The following is a 16636-nucleotide window of genomic DNA, read 5'->3' as shown; positions in this document are numbered from 1 at the left end:
TTCGACGAAGAACATCTGGGGCGTGACGACGGGCCCGCGGGACGGCGTCACGCCCCGGCCCGTCGTGCGGCCCGTGTCACCGAGGCGATCGCGGTGGAAGCCACGGCCGTCGCGGCCAGGCTCCCCAGCATGACCAGCGTGACGCCGACGCCGAAGAGGCCGCTGGCGTCGTCCGACCAGTCGTAGGCGGAGGCGACGGTCAGGCCGAGCGTGATGCCGAGCACGGCATCCGCGACAGGGCGCCGGGACGCCGCCCAGTACACCGGTGCCAGCAGGGTCAGGACGAGCCCGATCACCTGCCACGTCTCGTAGGGGCCGGTCGTCGAGCCGTCGGGATGCACGTCCCGCTGCTGGTCCCAGCCCAGCCAGGCGGCCCACGCGGCCACCGTCACGGCGGCCAGCGCGAGAACCGTCACCAGTCGGCCGGCGGGTTCGCGTATGTCTTGGCGCATGCCCCGAGCCTCCCGGCCCGTCCCGTGACCGGCCAGAGCGCGGGTACTCAGCTCCATCCGAGTACCCGCACACAGACGAACGGCCGTGGCCGCACAACGGACGAGGGGCCCGCACCTTCCGGTGCGGGCCCCTCGTCAGCGGTTCGCGCGTGTCACGCGGGAACGATGTTCTCCGCCTGCGGGCCCTTCTGGCCCTGCGTGACGTCGAAGCTCACCCGCTGGCCTTCCTGCAGCTCGCGGAAGCCCTGGGTGGCGATGTTCGAGTAGTGGGCGAAGACGTCGGCGCCGCCGCCGTCCTGCGCGATGAAACCGAAGCCCTTTTCGGCGTTGAACCACTTCACGGTACCGGTGGCCATGTCATTTACTCCTAGGCAGTGCTGAGGGCCCGCACCTCGCGGGCCCGCTCATCGCTGCGATGATCACCTGCCCGGAACAACCGGTAACACAAATGGCAACCACAACTGCAACTGCCGTCGACACTAGCACGGAATACTTCGGCGGCACGACAGAAAAAATCCCCGCGAAAATCACTGAGGATTCGGGAATGCACAGACCCTTTTCCCGCGTCCCGCGCATATCTGTTTCGGCGGCATGAGATTTTCTCGCGCCGCCCTCACGGCTCCTGCCGGGGACCGGTCCGCCCGGCCTCCCGCAGCTCCTCGTTGGCGCGCAGGGCCGCCGCCAGCTCGTCCTCCAGCCGGACGATGCGGCAGGCGGCCCCGATCGGTGTCCCCTGGTCGACCAGGTCGCGGGCGCGGGCGGCGCGGCGCAGTTGCCGGCGCGAGTACCTGCGGTGACCGCCTTCCGACCGCGTCGGGCTGATCAGCCCCGCCTCACCGAGGGCGCGCAGGAAGCCGGGCGTGGCACCGATCAGTTCGGCCGCCCTGCCCATGGTGTACGCCGGGTAGTGGTCGTCGTCGAGACGGTCGGCGGCCCGCGTCCGGCCTTCGGCGTCGGGCCCGCTCTCCGAGGGCATGCATACCTTCCCGCGAACCGCATGGGACACGGTCCGCCGCGGGGAATCCGGTTCCCCCGTACCTGAACTCTAGTCGCGACCGTCGGACATCTGCCCCGGCGATCACAGATTCGTCGTCCCGGGCGTGGGCGGCGCGGATCATCCGGCGTCCGCCCACTTCCGCAGCAGCGCCAGCCGCTCCTCGCGGCCCGGCGCGCCGGCCTCGCCCTGGTCACGGCGCCGGGCGAGCAGGTCCTCGACGCCGACGCGGCCGTCGGCGAGCCGGGCGAGGACGGTGCGGGACAGCTCGTACTCCTCCGGCGGGTAGATCCCGCCGGGGACGGCCGCGAGCGCGACCGCCTCGACCGTGCCGCCGGCGGTCTCCAGCCGCACGGTGAAGGCCGGCGGCAGCTCTCCGTCGCCGGTCACGAACGCGGTGAGCGAGTCGAACGCCATGGACGCCAGACGCCGCACACCGGCCCGCACGGCCACGTCCCGTACGTCGATCCCGTGGATCTCGTCCCAGCCCCAGGCCCCTGCACGGTCGAGCCCGACGGTCTCGGCGCCGTCCTCGGTCAGCCGCACCCCGGGGGCCGTACCGGTGGGCTCGGCGCCCACGTACACGCAGTCCTCGGTGATCCAGAACAGGCCGACCATGGCCATGGGTGCCTCCCGCAACAGTGCCCGGCCGGACGGCGGGGGCACCGGTGCCGGTGGCCCCGCCGTCCGGGTGTCGCCGGGGAAGACGGCGCCGGCGACGGAGCGGTTTCCCCCGGCGGGTGGCCTGCCGGCCGGTCGCCTACCGGCGGCCGGTCATGTCCCCACCGGTGCGGGTCCCACCAGCTCCGTCAGGACGTCCTCCATCGTCACGAAGCCCAGGACCGCGCCCGTCTCCCCGGTGACGGCGGCCAGGTGGCTGCCCGAGGCGCGCAGGGCGGTGAGGGTGTCGTCGAGGGGGGTGTCGATGCGGACCCGCGTGACCGGGTGCAGGGCGGTGCGGCGGAAGGGGCGGTCGCGGTCGGTGACGCCCAGGGTGTCCTTGATGTGCAGGTAGCCCAGCAGGGCACCGCCGGGGCCGGTGACCGGGAGGCGGGAGTAGCCCGCCTCGGCGGCCAGGCGTTCCAGCTGGGCCGGGGTGACCGTGTGGGGTGCCGTGCGCATCTGCTGGACGGGGACGAGGATCTCGCCGACCGGGCGGGTGCCCAGCTCCAGGGCGTCGCGCAGGCGTTCGCCGTCGGCCGGGGTGAGCAGTCCGGCCTCGCTGGCGTCGACGACCATGCGGGCCAGCTGGTCGTCGGTGAAGACGGCCTCGACCTCGTTCTTCGGCTCCACCCGCAGCAGCTTGAGCAGGGTGTTGGCGAAGGCGTTGATGCCGAAGACGACCGGCCTGAGCGCCCGGGTGAGGGCGACCAGCGGCGGGCCCAGCAGCAGCGCGGTGGCGGCCGGGGCGGCCAGCGCGATGTTCTTCGGGATCATCTCGCCGATCAGCATGTGCAGATACGTGGCGAGGGACAGCGCGATGGCGAACGCGATGGGGTGCACCAGCGCGTGCGGGACGTGGGCGGCCTCGAAGACCGGCTCCATCAGGTGCGCGATGGCCGGTTCCGCGACCGCGCCGAGCACCAGCGAGGAGACGGTGATGCCCAGCTGGGCGGTCGCCATCATCGCCGACAGGTGCTCCAGGCCCCACAGGGTCATCCGGGCCCGCTTGTCGCCCTGCTTCGCGCGCGGCTCGATCTGGCTGCGGCGCACGGAGATCAGGGCGAACTCGCCGCCCACGAAGAACGCGTTGGTCAGCAGCGTCAGGGCGCCGATGAGGAGCTGCAGCGCGGTCATCGGGCCACCTCCGGCTGCGCCGACGGGACGGCGGCCGCCGCGGGCGCGGTGATGCGCAGCCGGTCGGCGCGGTGGTGGTCGACGTCGAGGACGTCCAGGCGCCAGCCGGCCACGTCGACGACGTCGCCCTTGGCGGGGATGCGTGCCAGGTGCGTGGCGATCAGGCCGGCCAGGGTCTCGTACGGCCCGTCGGGCGCGGTCAGACCGATCTCCGCGAGCCGGTCGATGCGGAGCGAGCCGTCCGCCTCCCAGGCCGGGCGGCCGTCCGCCGCGGCGGGCGCGGGCAGCAGGTCCGGTGTCTCGACGGGGTCGTGCTCGTCGCGCACCTCGCCGACGACCTCCTCGACGATGTCCTCGACGGTCGCCACGCCCGCCGTGCCGCCGTACTCGTCGATGACGACGGCCATCGTGCGGGTGGCGCGCAGCCGCTCCAGGAGCCGGTCGGCGGGCAGGCTGTCGGGCACCAGGAGCGGTGCGGTGGCCAGGTCGGTGACCGGGGTGACCGCGCGCCGCTCCGGCTCCAGGGCGAGGACGTCGCGGATGTGGACGGTGCCGACGACCTCGTCCAGGCTGTCCCGGTAGACCGGGAAGCGGGACAGGCCGGTGGCGTGGGTGAGGTTGGCGGCGTCCGCGGCGGTGGCGTGGGCCTCCAGGGCCTTGACGTCCACGCGCGGCGTCATGACGTTCTCCGCGGTCAGCTCGCTCAGGTGCAGGGTGCGGACGAAGAGTTCGGCCGAGTCGGCCTCCAGGGCGCCCTCGGCGGCCGAGTGCTGGGCGAGGGCGACCAGTTCCTCGGGGCTGCGGGCGGAGGCCAGTTCCTCGGCGGGCTCCAGGCCGAAGCGGCGCACGGAGCGGTTGGCGGTGTCGTTCAGGTGCCGGATGAAGGGGCCGAACGCGGCCGTGAAGCCGCGCTGCGGGCCGGCCACCACCTTGGCGACGGCCAGCGGGCGGGAGATCGCCCAGTTCTTGGGCACCAGCTCGCCGACGACCATCAGCACGACGGTGGAGACGGCCACGCCGAGCACGGTCGCCACCGTGGAGGCGGCGCCGCCCAGGCCGATCGCCTTCAGCGGGCCGCGCAGCAGCGCGGCGAGGGACGGCTCGGCGAGCATGCCGATGACCAGGGAGGTCACGGTGATGCCGAGCTGGGCGCCGGAGAGCTGGAGGGTCAGGCCGCGTACGGCCTTCAGGGCGCCGTCGGCGCCGCGCTCGCCGGATTCGGCGGCACGCTCCAGGTCACCGCGCTCGACGGTGGTCAGGGAGAACTCGGCCGCGACGAACACCGCGCAGGCCAGGGTGAGGAGGAGGGCCAGCAGGAGCAGCAGGACCTCGGTCACCGTGCCACCCCGCTTCCCTCACGCACGGACAGCGCGGGCTGCGGGCCGGCCGTGGCACGGCCGGTACTGGGAGGCTCCATTACGGAACGGGACTCCTTAACGGGGTCGGGGGCCGGTGCGGCGACGCCTGCGGCCCGGGGTTTGCCCTACTCATGGTAAAGGAGAAGCAAAGACTTTCGCTTCTACTCAGTTGTAGAGAACGGCGGGACGCCCCCGGTTGTTCCCACACCCTGATAACTTCTACATGACTGTAGAGATTACGACCGTACGGAGTTCTCATGGCCCTGTGGGACCGCCTCAAGGAGTCCGCGTCGCAGATGCAGACCCAGCTCGTGGCGAAGAAGAACGACCTCAAGAGCGGCGCCTTCCGCGACGCGAGCATGGCGATGTGCGCGCTGGTCGCCGCCGCCGACGGCCGGGTCGACCCCGCCGAGCGGCAGCGCGTGGCCCAGCTCATCGCGGCCAACGACGTGCTGCAGAACTTCCCCGCCGACGACCTGCGCCGCCGCTTCGAGGACAACCTGGACAAGCTGACCGCCGACTTCGCCTTCGGCAAGGTCGGCGTCCTCCAGGAGATCGCCAAGGCGAAGAAGAAGCCCGCCGAGGCCCGGGCGGTCGTCCAGATCGGCATCGTCATCGGCGGCGCCGACGGCGACTTCGACAAGGACGAGCAGGCCGTCGTCCGCGAGGCCTGCTTCGCCCTCGGCCTGCCGCCGCACGAGTTCGACCTCTGATCGACCTCCGTCCCACTCCGACATAGATTCGGTCCGGGCCCGTGCCGCGGGCCCGGACCGCATGCCACCAGGGGAGCGCCGTGTTCGGACTGAGCGAACTCGCGATCATTCTCATCGTCGTCATTGCCGTCCTCGCCGCCAGGAAGCTCCCGGAGCTGACCCGCTCGGCGGGCAAGTCGGCCCGGATCCTCAAGGCCGAGGCCCGGGCGCTGAAGGACGAGCCGACGCCCGGGGACCCGCAGGGGACCCCGCGCGTGATCCAGGGCGAGGCGGTGCGCCGCGAGGACACCGCCCCCGGCACCCCGGGAACCCCGAAGGGCTGAGGGCCGGTCGTCAGGCCGGGTCGTCGGGGACGGCCGACAGCAGGCTGTGGACGACGGGCCCGGCCGAGCCGCCGCCGGTGACGCCCTCCTCGACGACGACGGCGACGGCGACGTTGCCCCGGTGGGCGACGAGCCAGCCGTTGTTGTCCTGGTCCTCGGAGACCTCGGCGGTGCCGGTCTTGGCGCCGACCTCGCCGGGCAGGTCGGCCAGGACGTGCGCGGTGCCGTCGGTGACGGTGGCCCGCATCAGCTCGCGCAGCTGCGTGACGACCTTCTCGGGGAGCGGCTTGGTGCTGGTCGTGTCCTCGTTCCCGGCGGTGACCGACGGCTGGTGGAACCGCCCCGAGACCGCGGTGGCCGTCACCGACGCCATGATCAGCGGGTTGGCCTGGACGCGGCCCTGCCCGATCATCGAGGCGGCCTTCTCCGTCTCGTCCTTGGGCACCGGCACCGAACCGTCGTACGTCGGGATGCCGATGTGCCACTCCTGGCCCACCCCGAAGTAGGTGCGGGCGACCTCCCCCAGTTCCCCGTCGTCGAGCTTGCCGCGCAGGCTGATGAACGCGGTGTTGCAGGACTCGGTGAAGTCCTTGCGGAAGGTGGCGCCGGGGTGTTCGGAGGTCTCGACGTTGTGCCACTCCTTCCCGACCGTCAGGTACTTGGGGCAGTCCACCACGTCGTCGGGCGCCACGGCGTCCTTGAGCAGCAGGGCGCTGCTGGTGACGATCTTCCAGGTGGAGCCGGGCGCGTAGGTGCCGGAGGCGGCGCGGTTGAAGCCGGAGGACGGGGAGTTGGCGAGGGCCAGGACCTCGCCGTTGTCGACGCGCAGGGCGACGAGGGCGGCGTTCTTGCCGCCGGCCTCGCCGAGGGCCTTCTCGGCGGCCGCCTGCCAGGTGGCGTCCAGGGTGGTGCGGACCGGCTCGTCGTCCGTCGCCGGATCGGGTTCGCGGCCGAAGGTGGCCTCGGTGCGCACGACCTCGCCGGTGGTCCGGTCGACCAGCTCGACCGCGCCGCGCGGACCGCCGCCGGCGCTCGTGCCGAGCCGGTCCAGCAGGGGGGCCAGCGACGGGTAGGCGGCGCCGGTGAGGCTCGTCCCGGCGCGGTCGGTGACCTGGGGCGGTTCGCTCTCCTCGCGCCGCAGGTGGAACTTCTCGGTGTCGCTCAGGCGCGGGTGGACCAAGGACAGCCGCCAGTCCACCTTCCAGGTGCCGTCGTCCTGTTCGCGCAGCGGCAGCTGTGACTCGTACGTCCACGTGCCCAGGCCCTTGACCGGCATCCGGGCGGTGAACGGGACGCCGAGCGTGCCGTCCTCGGCCTCCTCGGCCTTGTCGTCCTCAGCCGCCGTCAGCTTCGGGCGCTCGATCTCCAGCCCGGCGGTGAAGTTCCGCAGCACGTCCTGTGCGGCGTCGGGCCTGGTGGTGCGGCCGGCCGCGCTCGGCAGGCGTCCGGCGGACCAGTCGGCGAGGAAGGCGCGCGCCTGCTTCATCGCGGCGGGGTCGGGGCCGTCCTCGCCGCGGGCGAAGGGGCCGAGTCCGGCGGCGTAGGAGCCGCCCGCGGCGATCGCGAGCACGACCGCCACGGCGGTGACGGCCCGCACTCCGGTGCGGGGCCTGCGGCGGCCTGGGGTGATGTACGGGCTGTCGGGCATCGCGGATTCCTTTGTCTGTCGGTGTCCGGTGGGGTGGGACGGCGTTCGCGTCGGTGTCCGGTGGGCGGGGGCGGCCCTAGGCGGCGGCGAAGAAGTCGAGGACCGCGTCGGTCGCGTCCAGGGCCGTGCTGGTGCGGCCGAAGCCCTCGGGCGGGGTCATGGCCGAGCCCGGCCAGGTGTGGCCCGCGTCGTGGACGACGACGAGCTTGACGGTGGCCGCCGGGTCCGACGGGTCCTTCAGGCGCCACACCGTGCGGTCGCGGCCGCGTTCGGCCTTCGTGACCGGGGCTCCCGCGCCGCCGGCGGCGGCGAACGCCTCCGCGCTGGCCCGGGCCGACAGCGTCGGCAGGACCGGCTCGCCGGGACCGGGCGGCGGGGACGGCCACCCGCCGAGGGGGCGTACGGGGTCGTCGGCGCCGTAGACGACCAGGACGGGGACCGCTCCGGTGGGCCTGACCCGGGCCGGGCCCGCGGGCAGCTGGCCGGAGACCGACGCCGCCCCCGCCACCAGGCCGGGGCGCTCGGCCGCCACGCGCAGGGCCATCGAGCCGCCGTTGGAGAACCCGGTGACGTACACCCGCTCCGGGTCGGCGCCCTCGGTGCGCACCAGGTGCGCGATCAGCGCCTCGGTGAACCGCACGTCGAGGCCGGGGTCGGGCCGCTGCTCGGTGGCCCGGGTGCCGGCGCCCCAGCCCTCGCCCAGGCCCTCGGGGAAGGCGACCAGCATGCCGCGCGCACCGGCCGCCCGCTCCAGCCGGCTCTGCTCGCGCAGGTGGGCCGCGTTCGCGCCCCGGCCGTGGAAGGCGATGACCAGCGGCTTGGGGCGGCCGGTGGCGGTGGCGGGGGCGGGCCGGTGCAGCAGGTACTCCCGGGTGCGGCCGTCCACGCGCAGGCGCTCACGGGTGCCCGGCGTCGCGGTGGTACCGGCGTACGGACTGCTCGCCGAGGGCGACGCGGCCGGCCGGTCGGCCTCGGGGCCGCAGCCCGCGAGGGGCAGGGCGAGCGCGAGGGCGAGAGCGGCGGGCCACCCGCGCGAGCGGACGGAGGGATCACGGGAGGAACGCATGTCCCGAGGAGAGCAACGCCACCGGGCCCATGTCCAAGATTCATATGGATGTCGGATCAATCAATGCCCGATATGATTACTGGTCGTGGACCTGGTGCGGCACCTGGAGTGCTTCGTGGCTGTTGCAGAAGAGTCACACTTCGGGCGTGCCGCGGCCCGTCTCGGCATGGCCCAGCCGCCGCTGTCGCAGCGCATCGCACGGCTCGAACGTGAGCTGGGCGTCCGGCTCTTCGAGCGCACCAGCCGGCAGGTCACGATCACCGAGGCCGGGACGCTGCTGCTGGCGGAGGCCCGCGAACTCCTCGCCCGCTCCGAGTCCTTCCTGGCCACCGCGCGCCGCATCCGGGACGGCGAGACCGGGCTGCTGCGGGCCGCGCTGTCCCCGGACATCTCCGGCGAGACCGTCGCCGCCCTCCTCGCCGCCTTCCGGCGTCACCACGCCGGACTGGAACTGGAGCTGCACGAGCTGTCCACCGCGCAGCAGCTCGCCGGGTTCGCCTCCCACGACCTGGACGTCGGGCTCATCCACCACCCCTGCGACGTCGCCGGCCTGGAGCTGGGCCCGGTCCTCCGCCGCGACCTCGGCGTACTGCTGCCGCGCGACACCGCCCAGGCCGGGCTCGCCGAGGTCCCGCTCGCGTCCCTCACCGGGTACGACCTGATCCTCTTCCCCCGCGACAGCGCCCCCGCGGTCTACGACGACCTGCTCACCGCCTGCGCCCGGGGCGGCTACACCCCCGCCGCCGTACGGCACGGCCAGGGCGCCAGCTTCGTCCGCGGCCTGGTGCTGTCCGCCGGGGCGGTCGCGCTCGTCCCCCGCGACACCCAGCCCGCCGCCACCGGGGAGCGGGACCCGGACCTCGTCTGGCGCCCGCTGGCCGGCGCCCCGCTGGCCTGGCGGCACTCGGTGGCCTGGCCCAAGGGGCGGGGCGACGCCGCCGTCGGCGCCTTCGCGGACGCGGCCACACAGGCGCTGCGCACCACGGCCGGCGCACGCGCCGAGACCACCGCCCGGCCACTGCACCTACGCCCGGCATCGGAGTTCTGGCTGTGACCGACACACCGTCCCGCCCGTTCCCGCCCCGCACCGCCCCCGGGAACGCGGCCCGGCCCGGACGCCGCACACCCCCGCCCGCCCCCGTCCGGCGTACGTCCCGCACGACGGCCGTCGGCCGGGACGGCCGGCCGGCACGGGGGGTGCGGTCGTGAGCGACGTCGCGGGCCGGCTGCGTGCGGCCTTCACCGATGCCGGGGTGACCGGTTGGCTGCACGCCGTCGACATCGACTCCGGCGCGCAGGTGGACGCCGGGGCGGACCAGCCGGTCTGCACGGCCAGCGTGCACAAGCTGTGCGTCCTCGTCACGCTCCACGAGCAGGCGGCGGCCGGGCTGCTGGACCTCACCGAGCAGGTCGAGTGCCCGCCGGCCGGGCGCACCCCGGGTCCCACGGGACTCGCGGCCATGCTCGACCCGGTGCGGCTGTCACTGCGGGACGCCGCGTTCCTGATGATGTCCGTCAGCGACAACACGGCCGCCGACCTGCTGCTGCGCCGGGTCGGCCTGGACGCGGTCAACCGCACCACGGACCGGCTGGGCCTGACCCGCACACGGGCGGTGCACGGCTTCGGCGAGATGCTCGCCACCATGCGCGAGGACGCCGGGCCCGCCGGCGCCCAGGCCCTGACCGACCCGCACGTCATCACCCGGCTCCGGGCCCTGGACCCGGCGCGCACCAACCGCAGCACGCCCCGCGACATGACCCGGCTGCTCGGCACGATCTGGCGGGACGAGGCGTGCCCGCCCGAACAGGGCGCCGCCGTGCGCCGCATCCTGGGCCTCCAGGTCTGGCCGCACCGCCTGGCCTCCGGCTTCCCCTTCGACGACGTCCACGTGGCCGGCAAGACCGGCAGCCTGCCGACCCTGCGCAACGAGGTCGGCGTGGTCGAGTACCCCGACGGCGGCCGCTACGCCGTGGCCGTCTTCACCCGCACCGCCCACACCGCCGCCACCCTCCCCGCCGCCGACGCCGTCATCGGCACGGCGGCGCGCATCGCGGTGGACGCCCTGCGGGCGCCGTAGCGGGCGTAGGGTCACAACCGGCATCGAGGGGGCGGGATGAAGCGGGCGGCGATCGCCGTGTCGGGACTGGTGATCGCGGCCGGCGCGGTGACCGTGTGGGCGGCCGGCGGGGACGACGGGTCCCCCGGCACGGACGGGACGCGCACGGTCGGCGGCGGGGAGCAGCACGTCATCCCCTCCCCGGAGGCCGGGCAGCGGGAGCTGCTGCTGAGCGACCTGCGCGCACTGAACCCGGCGCTCGCCGGGGACGAGGACCGGGCCGTCGAGGACGCCCGGTGGCTCTGCGTCGACATCCGGCGGGGGCAGCCCGAGGACGCGCTGCTGGAGGAGGCATCCCAGCGGTTCCGCGTGACCTGGGAGCAGGCTCCGCGGGTCCTGGAGGCCGTCAGGGGCAGCTTCTGCTGACGCCGGTCCCCGGCGGCCGGTGGCGTGTGCGTCAGCCGTCGTTGTCCCGCCACCGTCCCCCGCTCGGGGCCGAGTCGAAGCGGGTGGCCGCCGAGGCGTTGCCGCCGAAGTCGTTGCCGGAGACCCGGCCGCCGGTCCAGTGGGCCTCGTGGGCGATCCACAGGGCGTGGGTCTGGGTCCGCGGGCGCCGGTCGTCCCAGACCCGGTTGCCGTGCACGTACGGGTGGGACACGTCCGCCGCCGCGGTGAGGCCGGCGCGCGGCGCCGGGGAGTCGGGGAGGCGGTAGGCGGAGCCCGGTCCGGGGGTGCCGTCGGACCAGGCCGTCGCGGCGCCGGGGCGCTCGGGGGCCAGCATCAGTTCGGTCTCGGTGTTGTCCACGACCAGCGCGGTGCCGGCCCCCACCGTCAGCCGCTTGCCGCGGTGCCCGCCCGGCAGCCAGCTCGCACCCTCGTCGGTCAGGGACAGCGGGCCGAAGCGCACGCCGTCGCCGCCGCCCTCGGCGGCCGGTGCGGCACGGCGGCCGTTGTCGCGGATGCGGTTGCCGAGGATCGCCGGCTCGTGCAGGGCGGCGTCGACGCGGATGCCGTCCAGGGCGTTGCCCCGGATCTCGTTGGACTCCAGGACGATGTCCGTGGTCGCCTCCTGGTCGCCGCCGGCCAGGTTGTGCTGCCAGTAGCCGTGCCGGCCGTTGTCGGTGATGCGGTTGCCGCGGAAGGCGTAGGGGCCGGGGGTGTTGCCGACCGCGATGCCGTCGCGCAGGTTGCCGTCGATGACACAGCCGGTGACGATGCCGCCGCGTCCGCCGACGCTCGTGGTGCCCTGCGAGGACACGTCGAACCCCGCCACGTGGTTGCCGAGCATCGTCGAGCCGGTGACGACCAGTCCGTCGGCACCCCAGTCGGAGATCCCGTAGCGGTTGTCCTCGGTGTGGCAGGCGGTGATGCGGATGCCGCGGGGCGGGGTCCAGTCCTCCTGCTGGAGTTCGAGGAAGATGCCGTTGGTGCCGTTCCCGGTCGCGACGCACGCGGTGACCGACAGCCGTTCGACCGGCCCCCAGCCGCCCACGCCGATCCCGATGCCGGCCCCGCCCATCTTCTCGCCGGGGTCCTGGCGTCCGCACCGGACGGCCAGCACGCCCTCGACGACGGTGTCCTGGAGGAAGTCGCAGCCGAATCCGGTGGCCGCCGTGTCGTGGATGTACAGGTCGGTGAAGCGGCCCCGCAGCACGTACTGCAGGCCGAGTCCCTTGGCCAGCACGTCGTACTCCGGGGTGCGCACCCCGGAGCCGTCGATCTCGAAGTGCGCGAAGGTGACGTCGGCGATGCAGTTGTCCCGGCCGGCGTCGTGCTGGGCGGTGGTGAACCAGGTCAGCGGCACCGGCTGCGTCGGGGCGCCGGGGTTGGCGAGCGCGAAGCAGGTGGCTCCCCGGCCGGCCCCGACCAGGGAGACGCCGCTGCGCCAGAGCACGGGCCGGTCCCGGATCACGTAGCGCCCGGCGGGCACCCGCACGGTGCGCGGCCGTCCGTCCGCGGCGGTGGCCTCGCCGAGGGCGTCCACCAGTTTCTGCAACGCCGGCCGGTCGTCGGTGGTGCCGTCCCCGACCAGTCCGTACTCATGGGCGTCGACTGTCAACGGCGCAGTCATACGGCGCTCCTTCCGCCCGGGCCCGCTCCGGCGGCCGGCTCGTCGCGGTGGCCGCCGCACCCTGCCGTGTACCAGTCATCCGCGTTCCCCAATCACCCGGAGACGACCCGGGGACGACCCGCCGGCTCACCCGTCGCCGGCCCGGCGATCATCCGGACATATCTGGCGCTTTATCTCATTCCGGGGTTCATAATCAGAACATGAGTACGGCAACGTATGAACTGCTGGCCGCATCCGACGCCGTCAACGTGACCGTGGCCTTCGTCCTCGGGCTGGTGGTCGCCGGCGCGCTGATCTGGGCCGTACGCGTCGGGATGCGGGTCATGGAACGCGAGTCTCCCCGCCCCCGTGCGGACGAACAGCCGAAGCTCCCCGACACCGGACCCGTGCACGAGGAGCGGGAGATGCGGGAGCCGGACGAGGTCCCGCGGGTGACGAACGGAGGCGCACGGCTCATGCCGTACGAACTCCACCCCGCGAGCACCCGGCGAGGAGAGGACCAGAAGCGACGGCGCTGGCTGCCGGGTTCCAGCGGCTCCTTCGGCGGCGGCGGACTGCCGCCCGGGGTGTGACCGGCCGCCCACGCCCGCGCGCCCGGACGCGCCGGGCCGCGGGCGCGGTGCTGACGGCGGCCGCGGTGGCGCTGGCCACCGCGCTGACCGGCTGCACCGGCGACGGCGAGGACGGCGGGACACCCTCGGACGCCGAGAGCGCGGCCAGCCGGGCCGCCTCGGCCGCCTCCTCGCTGGCCACCCGGGGACCCGACGCCCTGGCGTCGGCGACGGCGGAGGCCGGGCGGTGGCTGGAGGACATCCGGGAAGGCGCCGACGTCAAGGGCGACGTGCGGCTGGGCAGCCCGGGCATCGTCGCCGACGGGCGGACCACAATCGAGGTCACGGCCCGCAACACCGCGGGGTCGGCGAAGTCCTTCGCGGTGCAGGTGAACTTCACCGGCTCCGGCGGCAACCTGCTCGACACGGCCGTCGTCACCGTCCCCGACGTCCCCGCCGGGAAGTCCGGCCGGGCCACCGCCCGCAGCACCCACGACCTGTTGTCCGAGGACGTGCGCGCGGTGGTCGAGCGGGCCGTGCGGTACTGACGGCTCCCGTGGGCGCTACCGCGCTACCGCCCCAGCCACACCGTCGTGTCCGGCCCCATGCGGCCGTCCTCGAGGGGCGCGCTGCACAGCAGCACCTCCCCGGCGGGCAGGTCGACGGGCGTGTCCGACAGGTTGGCGGCACACCTCCAGCCGTCCGAGCGGTCGAACTGGAGCACCCCGGGCGGTACGTCGTCCGCCCAGGTCAGCGACTCGCCGTCGAGCAGCTTGCGGCGCAGCCGCAGGGCCGTGCGGTACAGCTCCAGCGTCGAGCCCTCCACCCCGTCCTGGGCCTGGACGGCGTACGCCGCGAATCCGGGCGGCTGCGGCAGCCAGCCCGCGCCCGCGCCGAAGCCGTACGACGGTCCGTCCGTCGTCCAGGGCAGCGGCACCCGGCAGCCGTCCCGGCCCTTGCGGACGTGCCCGGTCTGCTCCCAGATCGGGTCCTGGAGGACCTCGGTGGGCAGGTCGGCCACCTCGGGCAGGCCCAGTTCCTCGCCCTGGTAGACGTAGGCAGAGCCCGGCAGCGCCAGCATCAGCAGGGTCGCCGCGCGGGCCCGCCGCAGCCCGGCAGCGGCGTCCACGGCCGGGGCGGCGCCGCCGGACAGCAGCCAGGCATCGGTGTCGGCGCCCGGCGGCAGGACCAGGCGGGAGGCGTGCCGGACCACGTCGTGGTTGGACAGCACCCAGGTCGCCGAGGCACCCGCGGCGCGCGCGTCCGCCAGTGAGACGGTGATGATCCGCCGCAGTTCCTCCGCGTCCCAGCGGGCCTGGAGGTACTCGAAGTTGAACGCCTGGCCCAGTTCGTCCGGGCGGGCGTACAGCACGCGCCGGGCGCCCGGGACCCAGGCCTCGGCGACCGCCGTCCGGGGCGGGGTGTAGGCGTCGAGGATCTTGCGCCAGTCGCGGTAGACCTCGTGGACCTCGTCGCGGTCGTAGAACGGGTGGGTGCCGGGCGGGAACTCCGCCAGCGCCGCCTCGCTGCTCAGCTCGGGGGCTCCGAGGTCGCGCAGCGGCTCGGTCAGGTCCTTGACGAGGGCGTGCGCGACGTCGACGCGGAAGCCGTCGACGCCACGGTCCGACCAGAACCGGAGGGTGGTGCGGAAGTCGGCGCGGACCTGCTCGTTCTCCCAGTTGAGGTCGGGCTGTTCGGGGGCGAACAGGTGCAGGTACCACTGCCCGTCGGGCACCCGTTTCCACGCGCTGCCGCCGAAGACGGACTGCCAGTCGGTCGGCGGGAGTTCGCCGCGCTCCCCGCGTCCGTCGCGGAAGACGTAGCGGTCGCGGGCGGGGGAGCCGGGGCCCGCCTGCAGGGCCTCCTGGAACCACGCGTGGCGGTGCGAGGTGTGGTTGGGGACCAGGTCGACGACGACCTTCAGGCCCAGGCGGTGGGCCTCGGCGACCATCGCGTCGAAGTCCGCCAGGGTGCCCAGGCGCGGGTCGACGTCGCGGTGGTCGGCGACGTCGTAGCCGCCGTCGGCGAGTTCGGAGGGGTAGAACGGGCTGAGCCACAGGGCGTCGACGCCGAGGGCGGCCAGATGGGTGAGGCGCTGGGTGATGCCGCGCAGATCACCGAGCCCGTCGCCGTCGGCGTCGGCGAAGCTGCGGGGGTAGATCTGGTAGATGACGGCCTGCCGCCACCAGTTGGGGTCCTTGGACGACAGGTCGGGGGTACCGGCGGTGGTGCGTACGGTCACGCGGTCTCCTCTGCGATGCGTGCGGCTGCGTGAGTGCGGGCGACAGGGGAAATCTGTCCACATCGCCGGAAAAGTGAACACCCGGAACAGGTGACCGCACGCGCGTTCGACAGAGGTGGGGCCCGGTGGGCGCGCACCGGTCTAGCGTTCGACCGCCGCCAGGTACAGCTTCACGTACCGAGCCACGTCGACGTCGAGTGCCACGTCCACCAGCGGCTGTTCGCGGGTGCCCTCGTGGAGCTCCGACTCGCCGGGGCGGGCCCTGCGGTCCACGATCGTCTGACCCCGCGACGGACCCGGGGCGAGGGACACCTCCACGGGCAGCCGGTGCGTGATCAGGCCCTCCGGGTCGGCGACCGCGCAGACCGCGCCCGCGTCGCCGAGGCCGCCGCCGGGGTCCGTCTCGCCGGTGGCCGGGCCCCGGTGGGCGAGCAGCTCACCGGCGAGGCGGGTGCCCGGCTCGGCGCTCGCGCGCAGGCGGCGCACGTCCGGGCCCGGCACGATCACCCGCCGGAACACGTCCAGCCCGTACATCGTGATCGGCACGCCCGCGGTGAGCAGGATCGCGGCGGCCTCCGGATCGTGCCACACGTTGAACTCGGCGACCGGCGTGGCGTTCCCGACGGCCGCCGCGCCGCCCATGAACACGATCCGCTCGATGTTCCGGGTGACCTCGGGGTGGGTCCGCAGCAGCAGCGCGATGTTGGTGGCGGGCGCGGTCGGGATCAGGGTCACCGGGCGCGGGGAGGCCAGGATCTCGCGGCGCAGCAGCGTGACGGCGTCCACGTCGGCCGGGGTGCGGGCGGGCGCGGGCAGGCCGAGGTCGCCCATGCCGTCGTGGCCGTGCACGTGCCGGGCGGTGCGCACGGCCTCGATCAGCGGGCGCTCGGCGCCCCGGGCGACGGGGATCTCCGGCGCGCCGGCCTGCTCCAGCACGGTCAGGGTGTTGCGTACGACCCCGTCCACGTCGGTGTTCCCGGCCACGCAGGTGACCGCGCGCAGATCCAGGCCCGGGTGGCGGACCGCCAGCAGCAGGGCCAGGGCGTCGTCGATGCCGGTGTCGCAGTCGATGATCACGGGGATGGGCCGGTCGGTCTCCACGCGAGGACTCCTTCGGTGCCGCGGGGGCCATCTGCCCGTGACCCTACGCGGGTCCGGCCGACTTCCCCCAGCCCGGTGCGGCGGGTGATCCCGGCCCCACCCGAACCCGGTGCGGCGGATGGTCCCCGCCCCACCCGAGCCCGGTGCAGCGGGCGGTCCCGGACCCGCCCGGCGATCCGGCACGGCAACTCCTCACCGGCCGGCCCGGGCCACCGGGCGGCTGGGCCGCGCGGGTGGTGCCGTGGGGTGGTCGTGCGCGGTGC

The 16636-nt window shown here is 74.3% G+C and carries 18 protein-coding genes; 7 read left to right on the top strand and 11 right to left on the bottom strand.

The window, feature by feature from the left end:
- Positions 1-47: 47 nt before the first annotated feature.
- The 6 genes from H0H10_RS09625 to H0H10_RS09600 all read right to left on the bottom strand — a co-directional run bounded on the left by H0H10_RS09625 (position 48) and on the right by H0H10_RS09600 (position 4580).
- On the bottom strand, positions 48-452 hold the full coding sequence (locus H0H10_RS09625) for a hypothetical protein (RefSeq protein ID WP_188180443.1): 405 nt from the start codon (positions 450-452) through the stop codon (positions 48-50).
- A 152-nt stretch (positions 453-604) separates the two neighbouring features.
- The gene (locus tag H0H10_RS09620) at positions 605-808 is read right to left on the bottom strand and encodes a cold-shock protein (RefSeq protein WP_067029156.1); all 204 of its coding nucleotides are present in this window, start codon (positions 806-808) and stop codon (positions 605-607) included.
- 257 nt (positions 809-1065) lie between these two features.
- On the bottom strand, positions 1066-1428 hold the full coding sequence (locus tag H0H10_RS09615; protein WP_188180442.1) for a MerR family transcriptional regulator: 363 nt from the start codon (positions 1426-1428) through the stop codon (positions 1066-1068).
- A gap of 138 nt (positions 1429-1566) precedes the next feature.
- Positions 1567-2070, bottom strand: a complete 504-nt coding sequence (locus H0H10_RS09610) for a hypothetical protein (RefSeq protein WP_188180441.1) — start codon at positions 2068-2070, stop codon at positions 1567-1569.
- A 150-nt stretch (positions 2071-2220) separates the two neighbouring features.
- On the bottom strand, positions 2221-3243 hold the full coding sequence (locus H0H10_RS09605) for a hemolysin family protein (RefSeq protein WP_188180440.1): 1023 nt from the start codon (positions 3241-3243) through the stop codon (positions 2221-2223).
- Positions 3240-4580 carry a hemolysin family protein gene (locus H0H10_RS09600; protein WP_188180439.1) on the bottom strand — a complete coding sequence of 447 codons (1341 nt, stop codon included), beginning with the start codon at positions 4578-4580 and terminating at the stop codon, positions 3240-3242. The genes H0H10_RS09605 and H0H10_RS09600 overlap by 4 nt, the downstream gene beginning before the upstream one ends.
- 278 nt (positions 4581-4858) lie before the next feature.
- On the opposite strand from H0H10_RS09600, the gene H0H10_RS09595 reads away from it, so the two are divergent.
- Both H0H10_RS09595 and H0H10_RS09590 read left to right on the top strand, forming a co-directional pair.
- Entirely contained in the window at positions 4859-5314 is a 456-nt protein-coding gene (locus tag H0H10_RS09595) for a tellurite resistance TerB family protein (RefSeq protein ID WP_188180438.1), read from the top strand.
- 80 nt (positions 5315-5394) lie between these two features.
- On the top strand, positions 5395-5637 hold the full coding sequence (locus H0H10_RS09590) for a twin-arginine translocase TatA/TatE family subunit (protein WP_188180437.1): 243 nt from the start codon (positions 5395-5397) through the stop codon (positions 5635-5637).
- 10 nt (positions 5638-5647) lie between these two features.
- Here H0H10_RS09590 and H0H10_RS09585 read toward each other — a convergent pair whose 3' ends face one another.
- Positions 5648-7285, bottom strand: coding sequence for a penicillin-binding transpeptidase domain-containing protein (locus H0H10_RS09585; protein WP_188180436.1), 1638 nt, complete (start codon positions 7283-7285; stop codon positions 5648-5650).
- A gap of 76 nt (positions 7286-7361) precedes the next feature.
- The gene (locus tag H0H10_RS09580; RefSeq protein ID WP_188180435.1) at positions 7362-8351 is read right to left on the bottom strand and encodes a CE1 family esterase; all 990 of its coding nucleotides are present in this window, start codon (positions 8349-8351) and stop codon (positions 7362-7364) included.
- A gap of 115 nt (positions 8352-8466) precedes the next feature.
- Between H0H10_RS09580 and H0H10_RS09575 the strand changes: the two genes are divergently transcribed.
- From H0H10_RS09575 to H0H10_RS09565, 3 genes are all read left to right on the top strand, one after another.
- A complete protein-coding gene (locus H0H10_RS09575) occupies positions 8467-9405 on the top strand; it encodes a LysR family transcriptional regulator (RefSeq protein WP_373566827.1) in 939 nt (312 codons plus the stop codon).
- A 151-nt stretch (positions 9406-9556) separates the two neighbouring features.
- Positions 9557-10429, top strand: coding sequence for a serine hydrolase (locus H0H10_RS09570; protein WP_188180433.1), 873 nt, complete (start codon positions 9557-9559; stop codon positions 10427-10429).
- Between the two features lie 36 nt (positions 10430-10465).
- Complete coding sequence (locus H0H10_RS09565; protein WP_188180432.1) at positions 10466-10834, top strand: hypothetical protein; 369 nt, start codon at positions 10466-10468, stop codon at positions 10832-10834.
- A 31-nt stretch (positions 10835-10865) separates the two neighbouring features.
- On the opposite strand, the gene H0H10_RS09560 is transcribed toward H0H10_RS09565, so the two are convergent.
- Positions 10866-12479, bottom strand: coding sequence for a right-handed parallel beta-helix repeat-containing protein (locus H0H10_RS09560; RefSeq protein ID WP_188180431.1), 1614 nt, complete (start codon positions 12477-12479; stop codon positions 10866-10868).
- Positions 12480-12679: 200 nt separating this feature from the next.
- Between H0H10_RS09560 and H0H10_RS09555 the strand changes: the two genes are divergently transcribed.
- Together H0H10_RS09555 and H0H10_RS09550 are read left to right on the top strand one after the other, a co-directional pair.
- Positions 12680-13051 (top strand): DUF6479 family protein, encoded by a 372-nt coding sequence (locus H0H10_RS09555; RefSeq protein ID WP_188180430.1) that lies wholly within the window; start codon positions 12680-12682, stop codon positions 13049-13051.
- Positions 13048-13578: a hypothetical protein gene (locus H0H10_RS09550; RefSeq protein ID WP_309141766.1), complete on the top strand. Its 531-nt coding sequence runs from the start codon at positions 13048-13050 to the stop codon at positions 13576-13578. The genes H0H10_RS09555 and H0H10_RS09550 overlap by 4 nt, the downstream gene beginning before the upstream one ends.
- A gap of 23 nt (positions 13579-13601) precedes the next feature.
- Here H0H10_RS09550 and H0H10_RS09545 read toward each other — a convergent pair whose 3' ends face one another.
- Both H0H10_RS09545 and H0H10_RS09540 read right to left on the bottom strand, forming a co-directional pair.
- Positions 13602-15272, bottom strand: a complete 1671-nt coding sequence (locus tag H0H10_RS09545; protein WP_188180429.1) for a glycoside hydrolase family 13 protein — start codon at positions 15270-15272, stop codon at positions 13602-13604.
- Between the two features lie 141 nt (positions 15273-15413).
- Positions 15414-16373, bottom strand: coding sequence for a nucleoside hydrolase (locus H0H10_RS09540; protein WP_188180428.1), 960 nt, complete (start codon positions 16371-16373; stop codon positions 15414-15416).
- Positions 16374-16636: the final 263 nt, after the last annotated feature.

This window comes from Streptomyces griseicoloratus, assembly GCF_014534645.1.
Taxonomy (GTDB): domain Bacteria; phylum Actinomycetota; class Actinomycetes; order Streptomycetales; family Streptomycetaceae; genus Streptomyces; species Streptomyces griseicoloratus.
This window is presented reverse-complemented; position numbering and strand designations above follow the sequence as displayed.

Bases quoted from the DNA above. Each gene is read 5' to 3' on its own strand.
- H0H10_RS09585 (WP_188180436.1), bottom strand. From the start codon at position 7,285: ATGCCCGACAGCCCGTACATCACCCCAGGCCGCCGCAGGCCCCGCACC.
- H0H10_RS09580 (WP_188180435.1), bottom strand. From the start codon at position 8,351: ATGCGTTCCTCCCGTGATCCCTCCGTCCGCTCGCGCGGGTGGCCCGCC.
- H0H10_RS09625 (WP_188180443.1), bottom strand. From the start codon at position 452: ATGCGCCAAGACATACGCGAACCCGCCGGCCGACTGGTGACGGTTCTC.
- H0H10_RS09565 (WP_188180432.1), top strand. From the start codon at position 10,466: ATGAAGCGGGCGGCGATCGCCGTGTCGGGACTGGTGATCGCGGCCGGC.
- H0H10_RS09560 (WP_188180431.1), bottom strand. From the start codon at position 12,479: ATGACTGCGCCGTTGACAGTCGACGCCCATGAGTACGGACTGGTCGGG.
- H0H10_RS09595 (WP_188180438.1), top strand. From the start codon at position 4,859: ATGGCCCTGTGGGACCGCCTCAAGGAGTCCGCGTCGCAGATGCAGACC.
- H0H10_RS09620 (WP_067029156.1), bottom strand. From the start codon at position 808: ATGGCCACCGGTACCGTGAAGTGGTTCAACGCCGAAAAGGGCTTCGGT.
- H0H10_RS09555 (WP_188180430.1), top strand. From the start codon at position 12,680: ATGAGTACGGCAACGTATGAACTGCTGGCCGCATCCGACGCCGTCAAC.
- H0H10_RS09605 (WP_188180440.1), bottom strand. From the start codon at position 3,243: ATGACCGCGCTGCAGCTCCTCATCGGCGCCCTGACGCTGCTGACCAAC.
- H0H10_RS09610 (WP_188180441.1), bottom strand. From the start codon at position 2,070: ATGGCCATGGTCGGCCTGTTCTGGATCACCGAGGACTGCGTGTACGTG.
- H0H10_RS09615 (WP_188180442.1), bottom strand. From the start codon at position 1,428: ATGCCCTCGGAGAGCGGGCCCGACGCCGAAGGCCGGACGCGGGCCGCC.